This window comes from Thermocoleostomius sinensis A174 (genome assembly GCF_026802175.1).
Classification (GTDB): domain Bacteria; phylum Cyanobacteriota; class Cyanobacteriia; order Elainellales; family Elainellaceae; genus Thermocoleostomius; species Thermocoleostomius sinensis.
The window spans coordinates 1,447,412-1,473,852 of record NZ_CP113797.1 but is presented as its reverse complement, the minus strand read 5'-3'; the positions used below and the strand labels follow the sequence as shown (position 1 = coordinate 1,473,852).

Annotated in this window: 24 protein-coding genes and 1 riboswitch; of the genes, 13 read left to right on the top strand and 11 right to left on the bottom strand. The window is 49.7% G+C overall.

Going from position 1 to position 26,441, the window contains the following annotated elements; genetic code table 11:
- Positions 1–30: 30 nt before the first annotated feature.
- Positions 31–312: an exodeoxyribonuclease VII small subunit gene (xseB, locus tag OXH18_RS06405; RefSeq protein ID WP_268611623.1), complete on the bottom strand. Its 282-nt coding sequence runs from the start codon at positions 310–312 to the stop codon at positions 31–33.
- Positions 309–1,607 carry an exodeoxyribonuclease VII large subunit gene (xseA, locus tag OXH18_RS06400; protein WP_268611622.1) on the bottom strand — a complete coding sequence of 433 codons (1,299 nt, stop codon included), beginning with the start codon at positions 1,605–1,607 and terminating at the stop codon, positions 309–311. Before xseA ends, xseB begins: the two co-directional genes overlap by 4 nt.
- Before the next feature lie 392 nt (positions 1,608–1,999).
- On the opposite strand from xseA, the gene recA reads away from it, so the two are divergent.
- Entirely contained in the window at positions 2,000–3,070 is a 1,071-nt protein-coding gene (recA, locus tag OXH18_RS06395; RefSeq protein WP_268611621.1) for a recombinase RecA, read from the top strand.
- A 113-nt stretch (positions 3,071–3,183) separates the two neighbouring features.
- Here the strand turns inward: recA and OXH18_RS06390 are convergent, their stop codons facing one another.
- The 3 genes from OXH18_RS06390 to OXH18_RS06380 all read right to left on the bottom strand — a co-directional run bounded on the left by OXH18_RS06390 (position 3,184) and on the right by OXH18_RS06380 (position 5,262).
- The gene (locus tag OXH18_RS06390) at positions 3,184–3,840 is read right to left on the bottom strand and encodes a (2Fe-2S) ferredoxin domain-containing protein (protein ID WP_268611620.1); all 657 of its coding nucleotides are present in this window, start codon (positions 3,838–3,840) and stop codon (positions 3,184–3,186) included.
- A 114-nt stretch (positions 3,841–3,954) separates the two neighbouring features.
- Entirely contained in the window at positions 3,955–4,212 is a 258-nt protein-coding gene (locus tag OXH18_RS06385; protein WP_268611619.1) for an Asr1405/Asl0597 family protein, read from the bottom strand.
- 384 nt (positions 4,213–4,596) lie between these two features.
- Complete coding sequence (locus tag OXH18_RS06380) at positions 4,597–5,262, bottom strand: phycobiliprotein lyase (RefSeq protein WP_268611618.1); 666 nt, start codon at positions 5,260–5,262, stop codon at positions 4,597–4,599.
- A gap of 584 nt (positions 5,263–5,846) precedes the next feature.
- Between OXH18_RS06380 and OXH18_RS06375 the strand changes: the two genes are divergently transcribed.
- Positions 5,847–6,215, top strand: coding sequence for a hypothetical protein (locus OXH18_RS06375; protein WP_268611617.1), 369 nt, complete (start codon positions 5,847–5,849; stop codon positions 6,213–6,215).
- Between the two features lie 125 nt (positions 6,216–6,340).
- Here OXH18_RS06375 and cobT read toward each other — a convergent pair whose 3' ends face one another.
- Together cobT and OXH18_RS06365 are read right to left on the bottom strand one after the other, a co-directional pair.
- Positions 6,341–7,453: a nicotinate mononucleotide-dependent phosphoribosyltransferase CobT gene (gene cobT / locus OXH18_RS06370; RefSeq protein ID WP_268611616.1), complete on the bottom strand. Its 1,113-nt coding sequence runs from the start codon at positions 7,451–7,453 to the stop codon at positions 6,341–6,343.
- 22 nt (positions 7,454–7,475) lie between these two features.
- Positions 7,476–8,348: a DUF2232 domain-containing protein gene (locus OXH18_RS06365; protein ID WP_268611614.1), complete on the bottom strand. Its 873-nt coding sequence runs from the start codon at positions 8,346–8,348 to the stop codon at positions 7,476–7,478.
- Positions 8,349–8,644: 296 nt separating this feature from the next.
- On the opposite strand from OXH18_RS06365, the gene OXH18_RS06360 reads away from it, so the two are divergent.
- The 4 genes from OXH18_RS06360 (at position 8,645) to OXH18_RS06345 (ending at position 13,662) form a co-directional block, all read left to right on the top strand.
- A complete protein-coding gene (locus OXH18_RS06360; protein WP_268611613.1) occupies positions 8,645–9,967 on the top strand; it encodes a glutamate-5-semialdehyde dehydrogenase in 1,323 nt (440 codons plus the stop codon).
- Between the two features lie 14 nt (positions 9,968–9,981).
- Positions 9,982–10,356, top strand: coding sequence for a dihydroneopterin aldolase (gene folB / locus OXH18_RS06355; protein WP_268611612.1), 375 nt, complete (start codon positions 9,982–9,984; stop codon positions 10,354–10,356).
- Positions 10,357–10,532: 176 nt separating this feature from the next.
- The gene (locus tag OXH18_RS06350) at positions 10,533–12,761 is read left to right on the top strand and encodes a tetratricopeptide repeat protein (RefSeq protein WP_268611611.1); all 2,229 of its coding nucleotides are present in this window, start codon (positions 10,533–10,535) and stop codon (positions 12,759–12,761) included.
- Positions 12,762–12,997: 236 nt separating this feature from the next.
- A riboswitch (cyclic di-AMP (ydaO/yuaA leader) is annotated at positions 12,998–13,205 on the top strand.
- Positions 13,206–13,368: 163 nt separating this feature from the next.
- Positions 13,369–13,662, top strand: coding sequence for an NfeD family protein (locus tag OXH18_RS06345; RefSeq protein WP_268611610.1), 294 nt, complete (start codon positions 13,369–13,371; stop codon positions 13,660–13,662).
- Positions 13,663–13,879: 217 nt separating this feature from the next.
- On the opposite strand, the gene OXH18_RS06340 is transcribed toward OXH18_RS06345, so the two are convergent.
- Positions 13,880–14,605 carry a hypothetical protein gene (locus tag OXH18_RS06340; protein WP_268611608.1) on the bottom strand — a complete coding sequence of 242 codons (726 nt, stop codon included), beginning with the start codon at positions 14,603–14,605 and terminating at the stop codon, positions 13,880–13,882.
- A 25-nt stretch (positions 14,606–14,630) separates the two neighbouring features.
- Between OXH18_RS06340 and OXH18_RS06335 the strand changes: the two genes are divergently transcribed.
- Entirely contained in the window at positions 14,631–14,756 is a 126-nt protein-coding gene (locus OXH18_RS06335) for a hypothetical protein (RefSeq protein WP_268611607.1), read from the top strand.
- 143 nt (positions 14,757–14,899) lie between these two features.
- Positions 14,900–15,418: a GNAT family N-acetyltransferase gene (locus OXH18_RS06330; protein WP_268611606.1), complete on the top strand. Its 519-nt coding sequence runs from the start codon at positions 14,900–14,902 to the stop codon at positions 15,416–15,418.
- Between the two features lie 3 nt (positions 15,419–15,421).
- Here OXH18_RS06330 and OXH18_RS06325 read toward each other — a convergent pair whose 3' ends face one another.
- Together OXH18_RS06325 and OXH18_RS06320 are read right to left on the bottom strand one after the other, a co-directional pair.
- The gene (locus OXH18_RS06325) at positions 15,422–15,874 is read right to left on the bottom strand and encodes a DUF4332 domain-containing protein (protein WP_390904382.1); all 453 of its coding nucleotides are present in this window, start codon (positions 15,872–15,874) and stop codon (positions 15,422–15,424) included.
- Positions 15,875–15,998: 124 nt separating this feature from the next.
- Positions 15,999–18,065 carry a serine/threonine-protein kinase gene (locus OXH18_RS06320; RefSeq protein WP_268611604.1) on the bottom strand — a complete coding sequence of 689 codons (2,067 nt, stop codon included), beginning with the start codon at positions 18,063–18,065 and terminating at the stop codon, positions 15,999–16,001.
- Between the two features lie 570 nt (positions 18,066–18,635).
- Here OXH18_RS06320 and OXH18_RS06315 point away from each other — a divergent pair.
- The 4 genes from OXH18_RS06315 (at position 18,636) to OXH18_RS06300 (ending at position 21,221) form a co-directional block, all read left to right on the top strand.
- On the top strand, positions 18,636–19,574 hold the full coding sequence (locus tag OXH18_RS06315) for a type I secretion C-terminal target domain-containing protein (RefSeq protein ID WP_268611603.1): 939 nt from the start codon (positions 18,636–18,638) through the stop codon (positions 19,572–19,574).
- A 391-nt stretch (positions 19,575–19,965) separates the two neighbouring features.
- Entirely contained in the window at positions 19,966–20,175 is a 210-nt protein-coding gene (locus OXH18_RS06310) for a DUF2997 domain-containing protein (protein WP_268611602.1), read from the top strand.
- Positions 20,176–20,235: 60 nt separating this feature from the next.
- Entirely contained in the window at positions 20,236–20,622 is a 387-nt protein-coding gene (locus tag OXH18_RS06305; protein WP_268611601.1) for a DUF1257 domain-containing protein, read from the top strand.
- A 149-nt stretch (positions 20,623–20,771) separates the two neighbouring features.
- On the top strand, positions 20,772–21,221 hold the full coding sequence (locus tag OXH18_RS06300; RefSeq protein WP_268611600.1) for a ferredoxin: 450 nt from the start codon (positions 20,772–20,774) through the stop codon (positions 21,219–21,221).
- Between the two features lie 49 nt (positions 21,222–21,270).
- On the opposite strand, the gene priA is transcribed toward OXH18_RS06300, so the two are convergent.
- The gene (gene priA, locus OXH18_RS06295; protein ID WP_268611598.1) at positions 21,271–23,880 is read right to left on the bottom strand and encodes a primosomal protein N'; all 2,610 of its coding nucleotides are present in this window, start codon (positions 23,878–23,880) and stop codon (positions 21,271–21,273) included.
- Positions 23,881–25,370: 1,490 nt separating this feature from the next.
- Here priA and OXH18_RS06290 point away from each other — a divergent pair.
- Entirely contained in the window at positions 25,371–26,354 is a 984-nt protein-coding gene (locus OXH18_RS06290) for an RNA polymerase sigma factor, RpoD/SigA family (protein ID WP_268613136.1), read from the top strand.
- The last annotated feature ends 87 nt before the right edge of the window (positions 26,355–26,441 follow it).

Below are 26,441 nucleotides of genomic sequence, written 5' to 3'. Positions count from 1 at the left end.
GCTGTATCACTGCAAATGTTTTGCCCCCGCTTAAAACAAATCGGGTTCATCTAATAGGGTTTCTACCAACAAATCAACCTGCTGCTGTTGTCGGGCTAAGAACGATTCGCACTGACGCAAGCGCTCGACGGCGATCGAAAATTGGTCAAACATATCAGCTAAATCTAACTCGCCCCGTTCAATTCGATCGATAATCGCTTCGATTTCAGCAACAGTGGCTTCATAGTTCCAACCGACGGGCAGTGTCTCTGAAGGAACCGAGTCCAACTGCCCACTAGATTGGAGATCTGATAGGTCTGGTTGATCGCTCATAGCTGGTAATTGCTCGATGGTTCAATTCGGTCTTCAAGGATCGAGGCAGCAGCAGTTGAATCTGAATGCAGGTTCGTAACGGTGACGGTTAAGCGACCGCTAGCAAGTTGAATTGTGAGCGCTTGCCCTACGGTAACATCCGCTGTCGATCGAACAGTAGAACCAGTCTGCTCCTGACATACCACTGCATAGCCCCGCTGCAATACTGATTTTGGATCGAGCGCGACCAACTTTTGCCGCAGCAGGTGACAATGCTGAATGGACTGCTGTAACCGCTGATGGGTACTTTGTACCAACCGTTGATGCACCCACGCTATGGACTGGGTTTCTTGACGGATCTGTCGATCGAGGTGCAATCGTTGTAAACGACTCCGCAATCGCTCTAGCTCCGCATAGGACTGATATAAGGTCGCCGTCACCGTACGATTGAGAACCGCAATGCGCTCTTGATGTTCGGCATACACATCTGCGAGCAGGGGTACGGTTTGCTCGGCAGCGGCGGTTGGCGTATGAGCATAGACATCCGCAACTAAGTCGGCTAAAGATTCATCGCGTTGATGGCCAATACCTGCCACGATCGGAATCGAGCATTCCGCCACTGCCCGCACCACTCGCTCATCATTAAAGCAGGCCATATCTTCAGTGGCACCGCCGCCGCGAGATAAAATCAATACTTCTGCTCGTCCATCTCGTTCAACCCGATTAATAGCCTGAACGATTGACAACGGAGCTTGCTCGCCTTGCACCAATGCCGGAGAGAACAACACCCGCAGCCCAGGATACCGTCGTTTCAAGGTGCGCTTAATGTCGCCCCATGCGGCCGCTTGGGGTGATGTCACCACGGCGATCGTTTGTGGATAGGGCGGCAACGATCGCTTCCGGGCCAAGTCAAACAGCCCTTCAGACTCCAACCGTTTACGCAATTGCCGATAGCGCAATGCTCGCAGCCCCTCGCCCGCCGGAAGCGCCTGCCATACAATCAACTGATAGCTGCCTTTCTGTGGATAAATTTGCACCCGTCCTAAGATGATCAGTTGTTCGCCTGGTTCAGGCAACACTGCTAACCGGTTTAATTGACTGTTCCAAACTACACAATTGATGGCAGCCTGAGCATCGGGGTCTTGCAGCGTAAAAAACAAACCACTGCGATAGCGAGTCGCACTAGAGACCTCGCCAGTGACCCACACTTGTTGAAGCTGCTGATCCTGCTCTAGCAATGCTTGAATGTAGGCCGTGAGTCCTGTCACCGAGAGGGCAGTATCCGGCAGGAGCAAGCTGGGAAGGTTGGAAGTCATTGCTGAATTTGGGTGATTTTTTAAGCGCTATTTTGAATCAGTAAAGGGTCTATGCAATCGTTACTAGCTATTCTAGTCAGCATTTTAACTAGCCGATCGCCTTTGTTTCAAAGCCAAAGGTGTCAATTGAAACGAACGAATTGATCACTCCCATCAGTCGTCAAATCTGTTTTAATTTAGTACATTTGTATGATGACATCAAAACCGCGTTAAGATGAATGCAAGGACATTGGCACAATATGGCGGTTCCTCAGCGACATCCTTAGCAAAACCGCAAGTTTTGAGTTCAGTCGTTTCGACATCAAATTCTAGCGTTAGACTTAGATCTACCCGCCCTGACCTTTGTTGAGACAGCTTCATAGATTATTTCGCAGGTTCTTGTTGAGGTGCGAATGGCAAAAACTAGCAGTGAACATTCTGAACGGGACAAAGCCCTAAATTTGGTGATGACCCAGATCGATCGAACCTTTGGCAAAGGAACGATCATGCGTTTGGGTGATGCCAGCCGTATGAAAGTGGAAACGATTCCTAGCGGCGCACTAACGCTAGATTTAGCGTTGGGTGGGGGTTTACCCAAAGGACGTATTATCGAAATTTATGGGCCGGAAAGCTCGGGTAAAACAACCTTAGCCCTTCATGCGGTGGCTGAAGTCCAAAAAGCGGGTGGTGTAGCGGCTTATGTGGATGCAGAACACGCGCTAGACCCGACCTATTCAGCCGTATTGGGGGTCGATATTGGCAATTTGCTGATCTCCCAGCCCGACACGGGCGAACAAGCGCTGGAAATTGTAGATCAATTAGTGCGATCGAATGCGATCGATATTGTCATTGTAGACTCCGTGGCAGCGTTAGTCCCCAGGGCTGAAATTGAAGGCGAAATGGGGGATGCTCACGTGGGTTTGCAAGCCCGGTTGATGAGCCAAGCCCTACGAAAAATTACGGGAAACATCGGCAAAACTGGCTGTAGCGTCATTTTCATCAACCAATTGCGACAAAAAATTGGTGTCACCTATGGCAACCCCGAAACCACTACAGGTGGGAATGCCCTCAAATTTTATGCGTCAGTGCGTCTAGATATTCGTCGCATTCAAACCCTGAAGAAGGGTAACGAAGAATATGGAACCCGCGCCAAGGTCAAGGTTGCCAAAAATAAAGTGGCTCCTCCGTTCCGTATTGCCGAATTTGACATTATTTTTGGTAAGGGTATCTCAACGCTGGGGTGTTTGATTGACTTGGCTGAGGAAACCGGAGTAGTGGTACGCCGTGGCGCTTGGTACAGCTATAACGGCGAAAACATTAGCCAAGGTCGAGATAATGCCATTAAATATATGGAAGAAAAACCTGAATTTGCCAAGGAAGTAGAAAAGCTGGTGCGCGAGAAACTGGAAATGGGAGCCGTGGTTTCAGCGAATTCAGTTGCTCCACCGGATGACGAGGAAGACGAGATGTTTGAAGAGGCGTAATGCTCATTTGGCGGTATTGCTGAACTTAAAAAAAGACGATCGCCTCAGTCTCGATCGTCTTTCTTCAGCTTTTCCGGAGTTATCTCGATATCATGACTCAGTTGTCAACAACCCTATGCCACACGTGTCGTCACGGGCGTGGCATTAGGAGGGGAACTTGCCGCAGGAGTGGACGCAGGAAAATGCTTGTCTAGCAGCGCAGGCACATCATCTGCCTGAATGCGGCTATAGCGGGTTTTGTCGGGCATCACCAGATTCGGACCGGCCTTACAATGCTTCATACACCCAGTTCCTTTGATGGACACCTGATCGCCCATGCCCCGATCGGCTAACTCAGCTTGCAACGCTGCCACAAGGGCCCGTCCACCCCGCTTACAACAATCTGATTTCTGGCAGACTAAAATACTGGCTTTCTTTGCCCCTGACGGGCGCCCACCGCTTGGTGATACCTTGCTTGGTGACACCACGGGAATTGCCTCAACCGTTTCAGACAACCTGGACGGAGCCGCGATCGGTCTCATGTCATAAGCCTTTAACTTAACCGTTCCGGTTTTAGAACAGATATGCTGCCGCCCCGATACCGCCACCCAATCACCTGCTGCTAGGGTTCGATAGAGCGTTAAGCGCAACTCTTTCGGGATTTTGATGAAGTATTCATTGGCATTGGCAGCTAGACGCACATACTTCAGCTTGTAGCTATCCTTGGCGGCAAAGCCCAAGAATCGACCTTCAAGCGTAAATTCGGTTTGGTGGCGATCGGATTTACTCATAAGACTAAGGAGGAGATGCTAGAGAGGAGGACAATTATTCACTGGAATCACCCGCTGGAGCTACAGTTGAAGCAATGAAGCCAACTGATTAAAACTTAAAACTAGGGAATGACGCTACATGTGCCAGCAGCGCTCTAACCAATTAGATAATTGTTGGCGCGGTCGAGTCAACTGTTGCATGACGCTCCATAGTTGAACCGCTGCATGGGGTGACGTGATTTCGACCTGTAGCCGACCATCCTCTAGGCAAATGCAGGGAATATGCAGTTCCTGTAGACGGTGATAGGCTTGCCAACGATCGCAGCGAGGAATCGAAATAATTTGAGGCGATCGATCGGCTGAAGATGAGGACTGAGGAGAGAGTTGATCCATTCAAGCTATCCTGACTGTCTTAAAAATTCCTGAACAAGCTTTGATAAAACTGATGCAATAGATTCTTAATTAAATTTTTCTGAACCAGATAGAGATCAAACGAACACCTGAAATTACGGGAATGACATGACAATAAAATCTATATGTCGGGGATGAACCACTAAGCATCTAATCTTGCTTATTGAGAATTAGAATCAACAACACTGTAACCTAATTTACGATATAAGCGACCTATTTGCAAAGTTTTTTCATTAAGACTTCAAGAGAATTTATAGATATCGTGAGTTATCTACAGATTTCCTTATGACATCAATGGCGCCCGCCCGCGGCAGGGCTAAAGCCTGTGAAAGACACACCGAGAATGAAGGTTCTCTTCCCGCCTCCCTACTCAACATCCTTCCGCTCTACGCCGAATCCCACCAAATTAATCACCGACGGTGACGCATCCTCAAAAGGTCGCTCATAGGTGACGATCGTGCGCAACCGGAGATTGGGTTCAACAAAACGCATCTGATCGACGGCCACCGATCGACGGTAGTAAGTGGTCATTTCCAGAGTTTGCCGAGTAGGTTGATAGGTGAAGCGACCTGCGATCGCCCCGGCTTCGGAATAACCCTGGTCGCGGAGATACAACCCCTGAATGATTTCTTCAGAATCATTGGGCACTTGCGCAGCGGTTGGAAACGGCATCGTCACTCGCTCAGGTATTTTGGAGAGGACATAGATGTTGGGCACAAACAACGCCTTCAAACTCATCGATACCTCTTCTCCCGTTTCCGATCGCGTTTCAAAGGAGATGGCAAACCCTGGCATAGTGATTGGATTGATCATTGCCTGTTCAACATCAATCGCAAGATCGGCAAATGCAGAATCAGCAGAATCATTGGAAGATGAACCGGCCAAAATCTGCTGTTTTTCTGATAAATCAAGCACACTCGCTCGAAATTCTGTGTACGATCGTTCGACTTCTCCCGTTAACACACTGTGATATGTTCTCTCTGTTTTCCAAAGTCCTGCACAGTTTGTGAAAAAGTCTTGAAAACTTAGCATTGTGATGTGACCGAATCGAGTGTTAACTGTATTTTTGCTTAACCTTCAGTGTCCTACAGAATTGCCATTTTCTCTAGCAGTGTTTTGTCCTTCGCTTCTCAATCAAAACGTGGGAAACGACGGTTGTCGATCACGGTTGATGTTTAGGCGCGATCGGTTACGTTTTTCAAGCACAGCCGTCAGACTTTTCTCTTGCAATGGATTAGTTAATTATTTGACGCATTGATTGAATCAATTGGCACAAAAAACCGAATAAGTTCATAAATAACTGAGCGAAAACTGCCATTACCTACACGACGTTGGTTAGCAAGTAGCATCGATCGACGATCGGCATGAAAGTGCGGCAAGACTGGTTCTCACCGCCTAAAGCTGCCAAATAGGATAGGAAGGACACCACCAATCTTTCGAGCAGTATTCATTTTTTGATATACATTCTGTAACAATAAAGCTGTTGCATAATCCGATTAGTTTTTAGCAATTGTAAGATTCTCGTTTAAAAATTAAATGATTCAGGAGTATTCAGTTATTCAGAGGGTTTCTTCCCTAAGATAGTGGGGAGATCTAAGCAGAAAGTAGAGCGTCACATGGATTTACTCCACGATCAGATGGCTGCGTTGAATGACAAGGTTGACGCACTGCATCAAACCATCGAGGAATTAGGGGGACAAGTAACCGAGATTCTCTCGGAAGTAAAGCTGGTGACAGCCGACAAAAATCCGCTTCAGCCTGGAGCAGCAACCGTTCGGCAATCTTACCAAAGCCGCAGGTTGGATGAAGAACTAGAGCACAAAGATGTGCTATCTGATTTCACCTATCTTGAAACAGATAGCCAAAGTGGTGAACGCACCCTTGCACCTGAAGTGCAAATTCAACGCCTAACCGCTCAACTAACAGCCGCCTACAATCGTATTGCCGCCCTGGAAGAGCAACTGCTTTCTAAGCGAATTCATTAACGAATTCATTCAATGGATATAGGTCAGATGCAATCTATTCCTCAAGTTTCACGATCCCAGAAAAGCTGAGGAAAGTCATTGCCCTGGTTTCTTGATAGTTCCTCCCGTTTTTGCCGATCGCTGTCTCACTTTTCCCGATTTACTACCCTCGCGTACTCCGCTACAAGAGATTCGATCGCTGCAAGCAGTTGCTCGTGAGTCCATCCTTGATACAGTGCCGAGACGATCGCACAGCCCCCTGCGCCAACCCCTTCTTTGACATAGCCCTGTTCATAGGCTCGCAATTGAGCATATTGGGACGAAGCGAAGCAAAGCTGGCTACCAATTAATGGAACCCCAATCAGGTCTGCTAGCCCGATCGTATCTCCCGTTGGATCTTCAACTACCCAGCGGGTGGTGCCAATCACCACCGATTGAGGGTGCCAGGCAAGTGTCAAGTGGGAAGCGATGGCTTGGGCCAATGCATAGACGGCGATCATCTGGGTACCGCCCGCTAGCAACACGCCGACTCGCCGACTCGCCGCAATCATCATGCCTGCAACCGTGATTTGCATCGGATCACCAACGGCAGCCACTAGGCGTAAGGGATCAAATTGACAGGTTTTGGGATCAAGCCAATTAGCCGATCGTAGCCCTGCTTGCACTAATTGCCATTTCTGTAAATGATTGCAAGTGGGATGACTGCTGTTCACTTTGCCGGCCGCGGCCCAACCCAACCCTGTTAGCACCGCCAATGCTGTCGTTGTGCCGCCCACGACACATTCCGACAAAATCACATAACTGCCGCGATCGGCTAGCTTATCTCCCCAATACAACCCCTGCTGGAACAAGTGTTTCACGATACTCAATGTCATTGCGTTGCCTTGGCTGAGGCAGTGTGCTGGCTGTCCTGCTAAATCAGTACAGGGAACTGTAGGCGCATGGAGCAATCCGGCGTTAAATAAAGTCACTGGAATGTGTTGAGTAGCCACCACCGATCGCGTAATGAAAACAGGCGAGACTCCCGCACTCAGCGGCGGCAGTGGATGTTGTGGCTGTGACTGTGGCCCGTAAACAAGAAATTCGGCATCGGCAATGGCTGTGTATTGGCGATCGAGTGGGGTTGCCCCGGCCGCAGAAATACCGGGGATCAATCCGGTGGCTGTGAAGCCCAATACACAGGCAAACACAGGTGGACGAGACTGATACCGTTCTAGCCAGGCCTGCGCTTGCTCAATTTGGCTATACGATCGAATCATTCCCGCTCATCCTGCATCCTTGTTATTCCTCTTCTAGCAATGTTTGCACCCACTGTGGCGGTTCCGGAATGGGATTGCCTAACCGCTCTAGTAGTAACCACGCGGCAAGATGGACGGTGAACAAGTAGATGACATCACTTAATAGAATTGCGCCAACGGTCATCACTTGGATTACCGTTAGGTTAGTTTGTCCTAATACACCAATGTCTAACCATCCCCAGTCAACTAGTTTGCTGAGGGCCCACTGAATAAAATCTGCAATGCGGTTGGTGAGATATGCCCACAAATCTTCGCCCAAAAATACTGACAACAGCCACATGCGGAAGAAAAATCCAAACGTGGCAATCAGAGTCCCAATGCCGATCGATGGTAGCCAAGGCGAGTGACGTTTCCACATGGCTCCAAGCTGCACACCCAACAGCGCATAGGGTACACAAAACAACAGGCTAAGATAGGGACCCATCAACACCGCCAACAACAACCCAGACACCAGTGCCGACATCCAGGACGCCCGCAGACCCCAGCGAAGATATACCAGGGCGATCGGTACGGGAAATAGAATCCGCATCCACGGGCCAACGCTGAGATAATAGCTCACCAGCCACAGCAAACTGGCCGTGCTAGCCAAAAAGGCCGTTTCCACCATTACCAGTGGCGGCGTTGGGGTTGAAATTGGCGTTGTAGAATGCGGCGCATCATGGGAGGCATGGGAGGATGTTGGCAAGCTTAAGCTGGCTTCAACGGCCGCCAGTTCCTCTGCCAAGTCAGATGTCTCAGATGGAGTTGGCTCATTCACCGAATGATTCGTGCCAGAGGTAAGAGAATCAGACGTAGGAGAATTGGTTGATTGGGAATGCTTGGGATCTGCCTGATTACCCTCGAAGGAATCGCTCATGCCAAATAGGGAAAGCCTGCTGATCTACTTTATCGCTATATTTTGGGACTATGTTGCAAGAAGCATAGAGAACACTTCAATTGCAACGGTATGGACATGAATCTGTAGCTATAAAAGTTCAAGGATTTTGTATCTGCAAAATTTTAGGATGGAGATCTATACTCTCAACACAGGGGTATGGGTAATGGGTGATGGGTAATCGAGAATAGCAGAGGTATTTCTACCCCCCCCCGATTCCCGGTCCCCAATCCTACTTCCTAGTTCCCCAACCCCCAATCCCCACTTCCCAACCACCAATGACTTCTCAAACTCTGACTCCGTCTCTTGCTACGTTGGCTCGTGAAACCCGTGAGGCCGCACGTCAGTTGGCGATCGCATCGACTGAAACCCGAAATCAAGCGATCGAAGCAATAGCCGCAGCTTTAGAAGCGGCGTCGGCTGAGATTGTGGCAGCCAATCAGTCCGATTGTGAGGCGGCGCTTGCAGAGGGATTGGCTAAATCGCTCTATGGTCGGCTGAAACTGGATGCTGAGAAGTTGATGGCGGCGATCGCTGGGGTGCGCAATGTGGGACGATTGCCCGATCCGGTAGGTGTACGGCAAATTCACCGAGAGCTAGATGACGGGTTAGTGTTACAGCGCATAACCTGCCCGTTGGGAGTTTTGGGTGTCATCTTTGAAGCGCGACCGGATGCGGTGATGCAAATTGCAGCATTGGCCATTAAATCGGGAAATGCTGTGATGTTGAAGGGTGGCAAAGAAGCCGTTCGATCGTGCGAAGCGTTGGTTGAGGCGATTCATAGGGGCTTAACTCAAGTGGGTCTCGATCCTGCGTTGGTGCGCCTGCTCACTACTCGAGAGGAAACATTGGCATTGCTGCACCTTGACCAATATGTAGATTTGATTATTCCTAGGGGTTCCAATGCTTTTGTACGGTTTGTGCAGGAAAATACGCGGATTCCGGTGTTGGGACACGCCGATGGGATTTGTCACTTATATGTAGATCAGGCGGCTGATGTGCCAAAAGCTGTGCAGATTACGGTAGATGCCAAAACGCAATACCCCTCTGCATGCAATACGATCGAAACGCTATTGGTTCATAAGCAGATTGCTCCAGCATTCCTGCAACAAATTATTCCAGCCCTCCAATCTAAACAGGTGGAAGTAAGAGCCGACGAACCCACCCGTCAACTAATAGGAGACGCTTTCTCTGAACTCACCCCAGCGACCGAAAGCGACTGGGCTACTGAATATAGCGATCTCATTCTGTCAATTAAGCTCGTGGAGTCTCTGGAAGCGGCGATCGATCACATCAATACTTATGGATCTCGCCATACAGAGGCGATTGTGACGGAAGATGCAGAGGCTGCCAGTCACTTTACAGCCCGAGTAGACGCGGCTGGGGTCTTCCACAACTGCTCAACTCGCTTTGCGGATGGCTTCCGCTATGGCTTTGGAGCCGAAGTAGGTATTAGTACGCAAAAAATGCCGCCACGTGGACCGGTTGGATTAGAGGGGTTGGTCACGTATAAGTACCAACTGGTAGGCAACGGTCATATCGCCGCAACGTATACCGGAGCCAACGCCAAGGCCTTCACCCACCGCAATCTTACGGATTAAATCCAGCGTCACTTATGGATACTTTAAATCTCACAGGCATTCGCGCCTATGGTTATGTGGGGGCATTGCCAGAAGAACAAACCTTGGGGCAATGGTTTGAGGTTGATCTCACCCTATGGCTCGATTTGGCTCCAGCTGGCGCTAGCGATCGCCTAGACGATACCTATGACTATGTAGCGATCGTTCAAGCGGTGCAAACGCTGATTCGCACCATTCGCTGTCAATTAATCGAAACCCTGGCAGCAGAAATTGCGCAGCGGGTGTTAGCGTCTGATCAAGTTGCCAAGGTTGCCCAAGTGCGGGTTCGTCTCACCAAACTTACCCCGCCAATTCCAGATTTCGCTGGTCGTGTAGCCGTTGAAATCACTCGATCGCGCCAACCTGTCTAAGAGGATATTTGACACGTTGCAACTTTTACCCCCTCATCCCTCAACCCCTGCTCCTGTGGAAGCAGAGCCAGTGTCAGCTTCACGCTCCTGTGGGTGAGGGTAGTTTGAGCCAGCTTTGAGCCACATGATCTTGTTCAACCAACCGCCAAGCAACACTCCCTTTATTTCTTAACCCTATGCCGCCCTTCTCTCTGTACGAATTACACTACAATTTGGGGTACGTGTTAGAGAAACAGGGGGATTTCGCCGGAGCCATTGCCAACTATCAACAGGCAATCGCGCTAGAACCCAACGCCGTCCAGGCTTATAACAATCTGGGCTGTATATTGGCAAGACAAGGTGAGGTTGACGCTGCGATTCAGGTGTATCAGCAGGCGATCGCCCTACAGCCAGATTCGGCCATTCTCTATAGTAATTTGGGGCAAAGCCTGAGCCAACAAGGCACCGATCGAAAAACAATTTCAGCGGCGATCGTCGCCTACCGTCGTGCCATTGCTCTGCAACCAGATTTGGCAGTCGCCCATCACGGCTTAGGTCAACTTTTGCGCCAACAAGGCCAACATGCGGCCGCTATTGAGCATCTTCAGCAAGCAATTCAACAGCACCCCACCCATTGGAACATCTACGCCGAAGCAGCCTTTTCGTGGCTCGCACTAGGAGATTTCGATCGGGCGTTTGCACTACTGCGATCTGTGATTCAACCCCAGCTACCCTATGTGCAAGCCTACTGGCAATGGACAGAACAAGCCAGAAATCGTTCCGATCAGAGAAATTCGCCTATCGATGAACTGCTGCAAGCGCAGATTGCCTGCGGGCGCTTTTTTTTAGCCCTCCATCAACAACAAGCTTCGTCGGTCATAGCCAGTTATCTAGCAGACGTCTACGTTCATCGAGCCGCTGCACTTGCTAGGTACGGTGGCAACGGTCAAACGCAGCAAGCCAAACTCTACTACGAGCAAGCTTTACAGCTTCAGCCCGATCGCCTCGACCCCAACCGCAACTTAGCAAAGTGCCCGTTGAAACAAGCTCAGCCACAATCGCAACTCTCAGCCGCGATTGATCCCAGCCAACCCGACCTCACCTCAACAGTCTGGACAGGGTTCCATACGTCCACTCAAGAGTGGCTCACGACCCATGCCGCCACCACCGACTACCGCTGCTTAAATTGGATACGATCGTGCTTGACTTGTCCTGCTGCTGACACAAGAGGGGTCGTTGCTCCGCAATCACCAGTTGCTTCACAATCACCCATTGATTGTCCGGTTCACTTCAATCCCCTCACTCCATTCCCTATCCCTGCGGTCTGTCATGGACTGAACTGTTCGCCTTGCCTCAAGCGTTTGTTCCAGGCTTTTCAATTAACTCAGATAGACCAGGGGATTCATCGCTGTCGTGGACTGCCGTCTATTCAAGCTTCGCCGTTGTTCACCGTTACAATTCCACAGGGCAAGAGTTGGGCTACGCCACAGCAAAATGACTGGCTAGTGTGTCACACGATCGCGGTTTCAACACCGGATGATTCTCTATTTAACGATTTGTCGCGCACGTATCCTGGTCACTTGCCCGGCTGTCCCTACTCCTCTAGACCCCCGCAATTGCCATTGCCCAAAGCGCGCCCGATTCCGATTTCAGGTACCGTGGCTATTCTGACAGGTTTGTCAGGGCATAACTACTATCACTGGATAGTAGACATTCTGCCTCGTTTGGCGCTGTTACAACAAAGCGGCTTTCCCCTCGATCAAGTCAATCGATTCTTCCTAAACAGCATCCGCCAACCCTTTCAACGAGACACCTTGGCCGCGCTGGGCATTCCTTTAGAAAAAATCGTGGAAAGCGATCGCCAGCCGTTTATCCAAGCTAATTGTCTATTAGTTCCCTCCTTCGCAGGCCCGTTGGGTTGGCTAGAAGCGTGGGCCATGGACTGGTTAAGGCAACAATTTTTACCATTAGCTGAGGCAATTGCTGCCAACACTCAATTACCCGAACGGATCTACATTAGCCGCGCCCGCGCCAACCACCGACGAGTGTTAAACGAAGTAGCGATAATCGACCAACTAAAAGCCTATAACATTACTCCGATTCAGTTAGAAACCCGATCGTTTGCCGAGCAGGTCGCTCTGTTTGCTCAGGCTAAGCTGATTCTGGCTCCCCACGGAGGCGGGTTAACCAATCTCATTTTCTGTCGCCCTGAGACAATCGTGATTGAGTTCATCAACCCTGCCTACATCCGGCACTATTACTGGGTCATCAGCCATCAGCGATCGCTTCAACATTATCTGGTTAGTGGTCAACCCTTTGCAGGAGAACCATTGCGGCAACTCATGTACACCAATCCTCTACTTGAGGACATCTGGATTCACCCAGAGCAACTCGTCAATTTTTTGCGATCGTTGCGTATCAAATAAAACAAGATTCAAGCCGCTCTTCCATCAGCAATATTAAAACTCATCTTAAGACGTAAGCATTGACTTGCATTTTTGTTTAAGCTAATATTACGAACTCAAACTTTAGTTGGAGTGACAAGGCAACCGTAGCAAAATTGACAAAGCAAATTCAATGATCCAACAACGTTGACGAAATTTTGACGAGAGTGCTACCTTACAATCTTAAATCTGTTAGTCAGCCTAATTCAGATCCACCTTCATTCAAAATGACAAAGAGATGAATCTGAAACGGAGGAACCATTCCTTGGGGCGAATTTTGAAAAAGATAAAGCGATGAGAGATAGACAAAACTGAATTTAACCGTCGTCGCTCTGACCTTGAGATTTAATGCTTTAGCCTTTTCAAAAGGGGCACCTCTCAGCCCTAGCCCGTCAGCTAACTCCGTCGGCAGTGAGGGGAGACTGAAGAGTCAGCATTTTTACAGCTTGATCTCCTTCAGTGTCCTCAGGCCTCTTGAGTGACGCTTTTTTGCTTTTTCTAAGTGAATCTACGGCGTTACTTAGTGCATCTATTCCTCACTAACTGTTTTGCGATAGTCAAGTGAGTTTCACGACAAGGAGGAATTCCAATGGTTATGTCTTCGCTCAACAAATTCTTCAACTCCACGGTTTCAACCGCCCTTGAGGATGCTGAAAATGCCTCTTTAACAGCTATCTCTCGATTTCAATCCGTTGGAGAAGCGATCGTTGATGCTGTGATTCAACCATCCCAAAAAGGTCGCGTTCGCTTTCAAGGGTCATGGTGGTCGGCCCAATGCAATCGAGATGTCACCCTGTCGCCAGGTGAGGTGGTTCGAGTGATTGGTCGCAGTAACATTACGCTACTGGTAGAACCTCTCCGTCAAATGTCTGAAAGCGCTTAGCCGAACAACCAGGTAGGCTCAGGTTAAGTTGGCGATCGGTTCCTTTGCATTGGTCTAGCAATGAAACCCTGATCTAAATCCTACTCTATGAACGTCTTGGCGCTAAGGGGTGGGGAACCTCCCACTCCCGTCAGCCCATACGGGTCTTACCCAATCGCTTGTGGGTAGAAAATGAACCAATTAGGGTAAAGCAGGCTCAGCCGTACCGTTAGTTTAGTTATCGAAACCGACCGAGCAGGCGTTGTCGCACTCCTTCAGCAATCTTTTGCCCCAAGTATTCTGGAATGAGACTTTCGTTTGGCCCTAATAGGTAAAGAATCAGTCGTGTTCGCCCTCGCCAAACCAGAAGATTGGCATTGACAACAAGCAAATCTTCTTGCCAAATCGCATACATGACCTTGTAGAACAAGCCTGGTTGGTTGTCTGCCTCAATCAGTAGGGCTGGCAAATGAAACACTGGATCGACATAAAATTCGGTTTCTACTTGTTCGAGACCCGCATCGAGGTTAAATTCAACGGCTAGCATTTCTTCCACTTCAAATCGCCCTGCTAGGGCTTCACGAATGGCACGACAAACATTGTCAGCCGTTTTGTCGGGAAGGGCTTTGCCGCCGCGCGATACTACGAGCTTGATGAACACCAACATGGGGGGATCAATTTGCCCATACAGGCTAAGACTATGAATGGTGAGACCGTAAGCTGCCAACACACCAAAAATATCGCTTAGTAGAAACGAGTGATTGCGGTAGGCAAAATGCAAGGTGCTGCGGTTGCTTTCAGAACTGAGTTCAATTACAGCTTGTCGAGATTTGTAAAGCTGGTAGGCTAGCCGTAAATTTTGTAGTTGAATTTCACTGCTGACGAATTGCTCGTAGAACTGAGGAAACGCACGGTTGAAGCGTCTCAGTAGCTCTAGTGTGGATGATTTCAAACCCGAAGCCATAAGCGGGGCGAATTCCAAGTCGTGAATGGTAGAGCCGCATCACGATCAATCCTCGGACGGAACCCGATCGATCGGCGATTGCACAGTTGCCTATTTTCATCTTTCCCAAAAACAAAACGTAGCCGTGCTACAGACGGCGATCGATTTTTAGCAGCCGCAACGTTACGGCTGTTATCTGCTTGAAATCTTCGTCTTTTTGAGATCTATTTTGCCGAAGGTGCAGTGGAAGCAGAAGCACAGCGATATACTTACTATTACTGCTATATGACTCTGTACTAACTTGACCGCACTCGCATGGGTTTCTGGAAGAGCTTATTCAGCACCTCTGATACTACTACTGCACCCAAATCGATGGAGGCTGACGGGCTAGCGTCTCCTGGTATGGTAGTAGAAAATTCTCGCATTTTTTTTAGCACCGATCGAGACATCGACCTCTATGAGTTAGAGGAACTATGCGATGCGGTGGGTTGGTCACGTCGTCCGCTCCGCAAAGTAAAAAAAGCCATTCAACATAGTTTTTTGGTGGTTTCTATGTGGGAGCAACGAGGGGCCCAACGCCGCTTGATTGGGTTTTCCCGTGCTACGTCTGACCATGCCTTCAATGCCACCATCTGGGACGTGGTGGTTCATCCTGATTTTCAAGGCAAAGGATTAGGGAAAGCCCTGATGCGACACATGATCAAGAAACTACGTAGTGAAGACATCAGCAATATTACGCTATTTGCCGATCCGCATGTAGTCGATTTTTATCGAGGTTTGGGCTTCATGTCCGATCCAGAAGGCATCAAGGGGATGTTCTGGTATCCAGACTAGGCTTTAGCCTTGCAAAAGTAGCTGCCGAGCTTCATCGATCCAGGTAGACACTTGATCCAGGCTGGGGCAAAGGTCTTGACGCTGCATGGTTGCCACTTGTAGTTTGAGGATTTGTCGATGCAGGCGAGGTAAGGAAGTTTGAGCAAGTTGGGTGGGCGAGCTAATTCCAGCATGAAGCAACAGCCCACAGTAATCACACCCAACGCTGGGAATTTGCGCCAGGTTTGCCAAAGCAGACCATTTATTGACGTACTGGACATGAACTTGCAACCGAGCCGCCAAGTTTTGTCGCTGAGCCGGGGTTTGAGATTGCTGCAAGAGTTGCCCAGTGCTGTGAATGCCACAAGATTTTAGTCGTGCTTGCTCACGATCGCTGAGACCCGGCAACCGATCGATCGTCCAATTGGATCGAGAAGCGCAGCGAGTTGATTTAGCATTGCGATGCTTCGCTTTCATGAGTGTGAAAATACTCCAATCAACCATGACAAATTATCAAGACAAATTATTAAATACCTGATTAAACTGCGGCAGCATACATTTATTCCCAATTCCGACTCCCGGCTCCCCACTCCCCTTTAACTTAAAGCGGTCCATCTAACTCAACACGTAGAAAGAAAGTTGTGGGTTGATTAGCTATCACATCGATCGAATAGTCGCCACCGCTCAAAAACTGGCCTTGCCACCCGCGCACTCTGCTGCCATTCTGTGCAAATCGACCATCAGGTGATCGAACATCCAACACCACATCTCCTTGTAACACCTGCACCAATAAATCCTGTCCAGGAGCAACGTTTACCAAATAGCGACGAACCACCGATTCGCTCGCCTCACCTGGAAAATCGAGAGGGGAGCCGATCGGTACGTCGAGGACCTGCGTATCAACGACGGGGTCGGGACTAGGGTCGGGCGTTGGACTGGGGTCGGGGCTAGGGTCAGGACTAGGGTCGGGCGTTGGACTGGGGTCGGGACTAGGAACAGGACTGGGGTCGGGCGTTGGACTGGGGTCGGGGCTGGGGTCGGGACTAGGAACAGGAGACGGAGTTGGCTCAGACGGTTCTAGGGCGACATTAAAGCGATAATAGCTTTCTGGCACATTTCGACGCGGCCGCACTTGAATGGTATAGTCTCCTGCACTGAGTGTTCCTCGCCAATTCGATCGAAATTGCGACGCTTGCTCATTGACCGGGTTGCCATCGGCAGCCAATACCCCCAAGATCACTTCTCCCTGTTCCACTGCAATGCTGAGTTGCTGCCCATCCTCGGCTGTGAAGGTGTAGTTGTGGAGTTGATTGGCTCTCGCAATTCCTTCTACGGGCACAATCGCTCCCGTTGGTTGGAGGGCTTCTAGCTGCACATTAACTATACTGGGTTCTCCCGCTGCTGGAGGGTCAGGCGTAGGAGGGAGGGTGGGATTTTCGATCGGGGCAGGGGTGGGACTGGCGATCGGGGTAGGTTGCGTGCTGTTGAGAATGGCGCTGACAATTGCCCAAGCGGCAATTCCTGATACAGTGGCCAACCCAATGGTGGTTAATATCAGGGCTACTGGATTCTCCCAAAATGATCCGTCATGGGTAGGTGGAGCGGTCGCGGCCGATCGCCGTTCTACTGGGAGGGGTTGCCCGACAGGACGGGGCATTGCCTCTGGGCGTTGCCCAATAGCCACCGTGGGCACACGGGAGTCAGTTTTCCTGGGTTTGATCGCTCGATGACCAGAGGCGGGGGAAGGCGGGGGAGGCGCCGCTGAGGGGGAGGCCAAAGGATTGGGAGACGCGATCGGGAGGGTGCGAGTGGTGGATGAAGGCGGCGGACTGATCAAGGCTTGTAGTGCGGTGATTACCTCCTCTGCCGATTGATAACGATCGGTCGGACGATAACTTAACATCCGCATTAACACTTGCGCCAAGCCAGGACTGAGCGTAGCCCACCGCTGCCATTGCCAGGTCAAGGTTTGATCGTCATATAATTCTTGGGGTTCACGACCAGTTCGTAAAACCAACGCCGTTACCGCCAGCGCATAGAGATCGCTATTGGGGTAAGCACGTCCAGTCTGCATCTGCTCACTAGGAGCATAACCCATTTTCCCCACCGTGGTTGCTTGAGTTTGGGTATCCGGTGCGTGCAGACGAGTCGCAATTTCCTTAACCACACCAAAATCAATTAAAACAGGCAAATTATCCTGCTCACGCAACATAATATTGTCAGGAGCAATGTCTCGATGAATAATACCTTTGCTGTGAATGTGCGCCAGTACGGGTAATAACTGCTGAATCAGCCACAGCACTTCGGCTTCCGAGAAGGTTTTGCCCTGAGATTTATAGTCTAAGAGCAGAGCGCGGTAGGTTTTGCCTTCTACATAGTCTTGGACAAGGTACAGACGTTGATCCTCTTCAAACGTGGCTCGAAATTGAGGAATTTGGGGATGCTGAATTTGGTAGAGCGTTGCCCCCTCTCGCTGAAATAACTCCTTAGATTTATTGAGTGCATAGTCGCTTTCTCCGAGTGGGCTAAACTCCTTCAGCGCACAGCGTTCGTTGAAGCGTCCCAGATCCTCTGCCAAGTACGTTCGACCAAAACCACCCTGCCCTAGCACCTTCAGCAAACGGTAGCGATTTTGTAACACAGTTCCAATTGGAATCGATGGTTGCATGGCAGTTTAGTCAACCCTCACAGTACGGAAACAAATAACGCGGAAATGATAAGCAGCTAGAGACAATTCAGAGATCATCTCTCATCGCAGATTACTGAAGATAACAACACTCCAGAAGCACCCGTAATCCGGAAGCCATGGCTTCGGAACCAATATAGTAGCTACACTGGCGATCGACCCACAACCAAGCATCATATCAACGGGTTTTAATCTTCCCCATTTTGCCTAAATTTACGTTGAAACGACGACACTCATTGCAGCCAATTAGAGTTCAACAAGGCTAGGTGGAGGCGCTAAGATGCTTTCACTAACCCACTTGTCCCTTGTCTCCCTCAACACGAAGGAGTTTATCTAGCTTCCCCCCCTCCATTTAGGGGCTGAGGGGCGAAACGGATTGAACTCCGTCAGTCCTGGTCTTTTCTCATTCGTTGTCTGCGGCATTACATTCACCTCACCGCCGGCGGCTCCTCTCCTTGCCAAGGGGAGGTTGGGAGGGGTCGATAGACTGTGCAATCGGATAGAGCATTGGTCTTAACAGACGAAAATGAATAGTTAATAGAGAACCGTGACGTGGTAAACTTTGCGAGTCTTGTTGCTGGCGTTGTGGTTGGCGACTCGTTTAACCTAGATGAACTAATGACAGCGAATCGATCTACTTCTAATTCCACTTCCGACTTTCTGTTACCTGAAGCGGACAACTCCCTGCGCTCTACTCTTGTATCCCCGGCTACAACGTCTGAGACAACTGGTAATCTCTCTGAGGTGACGGTTGCTGCCACATTATCGGCATCTGAGGTTGTTCTCGCCAATGTCCCGGGGGTGGAACGAACAGGAACCAACCGCAATGACAGACTGCGCGGCACAGAGGGGGATGACATTTTGCGGGGCAGGGGAGGAAACGATCGCTTATTTGGTAGAGGCGGAAATGATACGTTGATTGGTGGCCCCGGACGCGATCGCGTGGAAGGAGAAGCAGGCGACGATCGCTTAGAGGGAAATAGCGGTCGCGACAGCCTGTTTGGCGGCACTGGGCAAGATTTTCTGGAGGGAAACAATGGTGACGATCGCCTCAATGGAGGGCGCTCGGCTGACACGCTGGTTGGCGGTTCGGGGGACGATACTTTAATTGGTGGCAATGGACGCGATGTCATCATTGGCGGTGGTGGCAATGACACGCTGACCGGAGGCGCAGGGCGCGATCGGTTTGTTTATCGATCAGTACGCGATCGGGGGCGCAGTAAAGACAGCCTGTTTGACGAACGGGGCGATGAAATTACAGACTTTGTTACTGACGAAGACGTGCTGGATCTAAGACAAATTTTTGCAGACAGTCGCTACTCTGAATCCGATCGGCTCGACAAGTATGTCGTGATTGTCAATGACGATAATGAGCGAACGTTGATTCGCATTGATATAGACGGGGACAATGGCGATCGCCCCTTCCGCACCCTCGTCACTCTCAATAACGTAGACTTTGATGATGTCGGTTCTGGCAATTTCTTGGTGTAATCCAAAGTAAGCCCAAAGATTGAGGACATGTTTCGATGGCTGTGGAACAGTGAAGAAGTGTAAAACTCATTCAAAGATAGAGCATTTTCTATGAATTCTCCCTGGGTTTGAATGAGATCAAGACCAGTTTTCGCCAAATAGCATCCTTGACTGGATTCTTGAGTTAAGCGAAACTATCTGAAGACACGAAGTAAAGCCTCACCCCTCTGCTAATTTTTGTTGCGTTTTGACTCGATGTTATTCATCTAATTCCAGTTGATTAATTAAAATCAATCCAAGCTGGGTTACGCTCAAATGCATTAAACTGACTGCTGACAATAATGCCAGCGACAGTTGGGGTAGGCTTGCCTAGTTTGACTCGGTAAACCTTTCTGAGAGCTAGTTAGCAAACATGGAAAGTCTGGAGTTCATCATCTATCCAGATGGTCGAGTTCAAGAGAAAGTTACAGGAATTGTCGGTAAATCCTGTGCAGATGTCACGGCGGCGATCGAAGCCCAGTTGGGTCGCGTCGTTAGTCAAGAAACGACTTCTGAATACTACGCTCAGCCAGTTCAACAATCAAACTCTGCCTATTCTCAAACCACTTACAGCGAGTGGTAGATGGTTTGGCATCTCATTTCCTGTTCCCCTAGTCCAAGCGAAGTCATTATAAAGTCTCCCATGTCACACTTTACTCAGATCAAAACTCAAATCCGTGATCTCACGTCTCTGCAAGCGGCCCTGACCGATTTGAATATTAACTGGAAGCCCGGACCTCAACCCATTCGTGGGTATCGAGGACAAACCCATGATGCAGAGATTGTGATTGAGCAAGCGAACGGATACGATGTCGGCTTTAGCCGCAATGATGATCAGTACGAACTAGTAGCCGACTTGCAATATTGGCAACAGCCGTTGTCAGTGGAGGGGTTTGTCAATCGGGTTACTCAGCGCTATGCATACCACACGGTTGTTAAGGAAACAGCACGTCAAGGGTTCCATGTGGCAGAGCAACAGCAGAATCAAGACGGTTCGATTCGCTTGGTTGTACAACGCTGGAGCGCCTAGACCAGGTAGTTTGAGAATGGAGGACTGAGACTGAGTTAGGGAGCGTCACTCAGCACTCAGTCCTTGGTGCTTTCTCGATACTTGATGCTCTCTGGTGGGTTATGTCCCAGAGCAGTGCGTTTCAAGCTGTCAATGGATAGAGCAAGGCAATGAGTGATTTTTCCGTACCAATAGAGCCGATCGCGAATGGGCTGCCAGCAACACCATCGGGACTAGAACCCGAATTAGGTGGAAATTGGCGTCATGCCGACGATCGTACCGGATTAGAGCCGGAACTGGGGGGCGTCATACGGCAGAAGGGTGTGTATGTGGATGAAATCACCTGCATTGGCTGTAAACACTGTGCCCACGTCGCTCGCAATACGTTTTATATTGAGCCAGACTATGGTCGATCGCGGGTGATTCGGCAAGATGGGGATGCTGAAGATGTGATTCAAGAGGCAATTGATACTTGTCCGGTTGATTGTATTCATTGGGTAGACTATACGGAATTGCGCAAACTGGAAGACGAACGCAAATATCAGGTCATGCCAGTGGCAGGGTTTCCGGTCGATCGGGCATTGATTAATCGACGTAAGCGGCGTCCCAAGCAGGATTAGGGGCTGAAATTGGAAATTGGCCCTAAAGCGACCCTAGAGTTTATAGCGTTTACAACAATCGCAGCGGATCAACGTCGATGGTGAGACTGACACCCGCGGGACAGTGCGATCGTAGCTCGGTCAAGGTTGGCAACCCAATCTCATAATGCGTGGAAAATTTTAACAGTAGTTGCCAGCGATAACGCCGTGCCACCCGGACAATGGCCGCTGGTGCCGGTCCTAGCAGTTCATAGAAAGGGGTCTGGCCGGATGTGGAAGTGGATAATTCTGCCTCTAAGCGCGATCGTAGATGATGGGCGAGGGCAGTGGCAGTCTGCTGCACGGCTTCGGCATCAAAGCCGCTGAGGCGAAAGGCGACCAAGCGACCATAGGGAGGATAATGCAAAGCTTGCCGCTGTTGCAGTTCTGCCTCGGCAAACAAGGGATAGGTTTGCTGAACAACGGCTTCAATCACCGGATGTTGAGGAGAATAGGTTTGTAAAATCACTCGTCCTGGATCAGCCCCCCGTCCGGCTCTACCTGCCACTTGGGTTAGCACTTGAAAGGCTCGTTCACTGGCACGGAAATCTGCAAGATGTAAGAGACCATCAGCCGCTACCACCCCTACCAAGGTGACTTGTGGCAAGTCAATACCTTTGGTTAACATTTGTGTCCCGACTAAAATATCTGCCTCACCGGACGCAAAGCGAGTCAATAGAGCGCGATGTGACCCTTTGGCGCGAGTAGTATCGCTATCAAACCGAAGGCAGCGCAGGGAAGGAAAATGCTGAGCCAATTCTTGCATGACGCGCTGGGTACCGCTACCAAAATGCTTCAGGTAGGGAGCGTCACAGACCGGACAGCGAGATGGATGCGATCGCCCATAGCCGCAGTAATGACAGCGCAGGGTTTCGTGTCCGCCCAGTTGGGTTTGGTGATACGTCAAAGAGACATCACAGTGCGGACACTCCATGACGTGCCCACAACTGCGACAGGAGACAAACGTACTGTGTCCACGTCGATGAATGAACAGTAATCCTTGCTGGTGCTGATCGCGCATGGTTTGTAGTGCGTCTTGCAGCGATCGGCTGAAAATTGATCGGTTGCCCTGGTGCAGTTCTCGCCGCATATCCACGACTTCAATCGGTGGCATGGGGCGATCGTGAATTCGGCGCGGCAGAGATAAATACAGGGAAGGCGGAGGCGATGTCAACGATGAGGAAGATGAGGAAGGAAAGAACAACCGGGAGATATCTTTTCTGTCTTCCCTCGCTTCCCTCCCTCCTGCTTCCACCCAACTTTCTAAGCAGGGAGTGGCAGATCCCAAAATCAGCGGGCAATTTACCAATTTTGATCGCCACTGTGCCACTGTGCGAGCGTGATAGCAAGGCACGGGCTGGTCTTGCTTAAAACTACCATCGTGTTCTTCGTCTAAAATAATTACCCCTAGCTGAGGCAACGGGGCAAACACCGCCGATCGTGTGCCAATCACAACTTGTGGCGTACCCTCTAGCATCTGTCGCCACGTGTCATAGCGCTCTCCATCGGACAGGGCACTGTGGTACACATGCACCGCCGATCCAAAGCGGGCCCGAAATCGATCCGTGAGTTGGGGGGTGAGTCCAATCTCGGGAACGAGCACTAAGGCTGACTGTCCGCGCTGCAACACTGGCGCGATCGCCTGGAGATAGATTTCAGTTTTGCCAGATCCAGTCACACCATGCAGCAGCACTTGGGCATGCCCTGTCAAAGCCTTAAGGGTAGCTAGAACCTCTGCTTGCTCATCTGTCAATGCTTTGGGCTGATCGGGAACCACCGGCACAGTTGCATCGAAGCGCAACACTTCCTGCGATCGAATCACCACACAGCCCTTGCGCTCTAGGGTTCTCACCACCGATGAGCTAACCTGCCCCTGTTGGAGCAAGTCTTGTAGCCACATTTCCCCCCCTTGTCGGCGCAGAATTGCCAGCACTTCTTGCTGCTGTCCACTTAAGGATGGAATGGACGGTTGATGGGCTAGCATCACAGCTTGGCGCTGTCTAGGACGAACTACAGACGGCGGTTCCAAATAGCTTTCTACCCACCCACGCTGAAGCAGTTCTGTTAACCCCCGGTTGGCACTGCGGACTTGCCGCTGCAAATAGTGCCAGGAATAATCGCCCTGTTTTTGAGCTTGCAGCAACGTCAATAGTTGTTGAGCGGTGGGAGATAGTACTTCCCTGATAGGGGGGAACGGCGCCGCCGCAGTGAGACGAATGCGCCGTTGCGATCGCCCCAACAAGCCAGGCGGCAGAGCGACTCGCACCACCTGAATCAGAGGCGTACAGTAATACTGAGCGACTCGCTGTAACAATTCCCAGTAAGTAGGTGGAAAAAAACCGTGACTAATCACGTCCTCAACTGAACGCATTGTTGCCGGATCACGATCAGCACTGAGTTGTCTCAGGCGTTGAATGGCAATTCCTCCCACTTGCTGAGCACCGAAGGGCACACTCACAATATCACCCGATCGCACCTGTAAATGCGGTGGAACAGCGTAGGTATATAACCCTTCTGCACCAGGACAATCGACCAACACTTCAACCCAACCTCCTTCCGTCGGGTAACGGTTGTTGGGTTCGGCGAGCGACGAAACAGATCGCCGGGGGGATAGGGAAGGTTCAAGTAAATTTGAATACATGCGATCGAGCAATCAACAATGAGTAAAGCCAGGGCGACGGAGCATAGAATCTGAGGAATCAGTAGTGACTGAAAAACGATACTGAAAGACGATAAAGCCCCGATCTACTACCACAGAGGAATTAAGAATAGCGACGAGACGAACAAAAAACAATAGACAAAACTAATGCAACCCTGTACATACCACCCGGCAAGAATGTGGCTGGCTAGTTTTGACCATTTCTCTAGATTAAGGTAGCAAGTTTTGAGCAGCCTTGCCTGAAGCACTAGAGGAATTTAACTAAAAAGCAAGCTCAAACGTATAAAAAAAGACAATAAAAACCAGTTCTGTTTTTCGAGGAGCGTTGCATACAGACAATTTTCTACAACTTTTCAAATCTTCTACAGTTTGATTAACAATTTGATTACAGGAGACAACCGCAAATATTGTTAAGTTAAATTAACTTGGATGGACGATTCGCCAGGATGAAGTTAAACTTCTTCCCGCTACCACACAGTTGAATGAATAAACCAGTTAAATGAGGTGGTACTCACGTTAGTTTCACAATGTTCGTCGATTGAAAGCGCTCAGAGTGAATTCATTTTTTGGATTGCATCTAAGGAGATAATCCCTTGCCCTGTAGCTGGATTGCCAGAGACCTGACAAATTCAGAGCACTGCCAAGAAAGACCATTCTTTCTGAGAGTTTGGTGTAGCAAACACAAAATCTGCCAGATACATCTTGGCTAGAAATGTAGTCAGATAGACAATTCGATCGGCTGGTTCCGGTAGGGTTAGCGCAAGAGATAGGCATTATTAGTCTAATTCTCTCAGGTCTTTGTAGCGTTAGTCCTAGTGCTGCTAGACCTACACAGTCAGCTTGATCTGTATCTCAGTCATCAGCGGTTTCTTAATTAGAAACCGAAGCTGAGATAAATAGTTGTATCAACTTACAGCTAGCCGCCCGAAAGTTAGGGTAGATCTAAATGAATTAGAAATGAATTAGGGTTCAGCAAACAACCTTAACAACAAAGCAAACCTATCGACGTTTTTGAAGTGTTCTTCTAAAACATTCGATGTCCCTCATCAAATTTTACTGATATAGACGACCGTGAATGACATCGTTTGTCTCGACAAACACATTTGTTTAACTGATGGTTGGTGGAACGCGGTTCAACTGGATAAGGGTTCGTTGTGATTACAAATCTCGTCTAAAACGCTGGTTGATTAAGCACTGGTTGAACTGAACACATTCTTTGCAGCTATCTCCCCAATTAATTGCACTAATTGCACTAAATCGAAGTAGATATGACAGCCCTATACAATCATAATTCCGATCGGAGAATGAGTGACTCGTTTGAAGACTCAACTGACTTAGTTGGGTTAATCAACCTCTCTGAAACTGACTTTCTTTCGCCAGAGTCCGACCTGCAAGAGATGGGGTTTTCAGATGACCGCAGCGACGGTGAACCCGGTGTCATCATTGGATTTGAGGGCGAATTAAGCGAACTTATGTCTAGCCGAGCATCGGGATATCGCAAAACGGTCTCAGACGATGCTGTGGGCGCTTTCTTCAAGGAAATGGCTCGCTATCCCCTGCTGAAACCCGATGAAGAAATTGAGTTGGCGCGTCGAGTCAAGTTTCTCGGTGAGATTGAAGAGCTACGCGAACGGCTTCAGAAAGAACTCGATCGTCCTGCGACGAAGGCCGACATTGCCAAATCTCTAGACTTAACAGAGCGCCAATTAGAACATCGGCTGTATCTCAGTCGGGTAGCGAAGCGCAAGATGATTCGATCGAATCTACGGCTGGTGGTGTCCATCGCCAAGCGCTATCTCAATCGTGGCGTACCATTCCTGGATTTGATTCAAGAAGGAGCTTTGGGCCTAAACCGCGCCACCGAGAAATTTGACCCAGACAAAGGCTACAAATTTTCCACCTATGCCTATTGGTGGATTCGCCAAGGTATTACTCGAACGATTGCCAATGATGCGCGGACGATTCGGCTGCCGATTCATATTGTTGAAAAACTTAATAAGCTGAAGAAGGCCCATCGCGAACTGCGCAAAGAGCTAAATCGCAACCCTACGGAAGCTGAACTAGCGGCGGCTTTGGATATGGCTCCCGATCAGCTTCGCAATTTGCAACAGGTGCGGCGGCGATCGTTATCGCTCAATCACCGGGTAGGTAAAGGGGAAGACACAGAACTGATGGAGCTTTTGGAAGACCACAGCACCCAGTCGCCCGAAGCGCAGATGAGCGAATCGATGATGCGCCAGGAAATCTACACGGTTTTAGGAGAAGTATTAACCGAACGAGAACGCGATATTATTGCTCTTCGTTATGGGTTAACAACTGGCGAAACCCACACCCTAGAAGAAGTCGGCGTGATTTTCAATCTCTCCCGCGAACGAGTACGGCAAATTCAAACGAAGGCTATGCGCAAGTTGCGTCGTCCTCAAGTAGCGGCTCGGCTCAAGAACTGGCTGCGGTGAAGCGGTGCGGAAATTGGGGTGCCAACCTGGGGTTCTTGAACAAATTGGCTAGCGATCGCCCTTAACCTTCATTCATGATTCATGTAG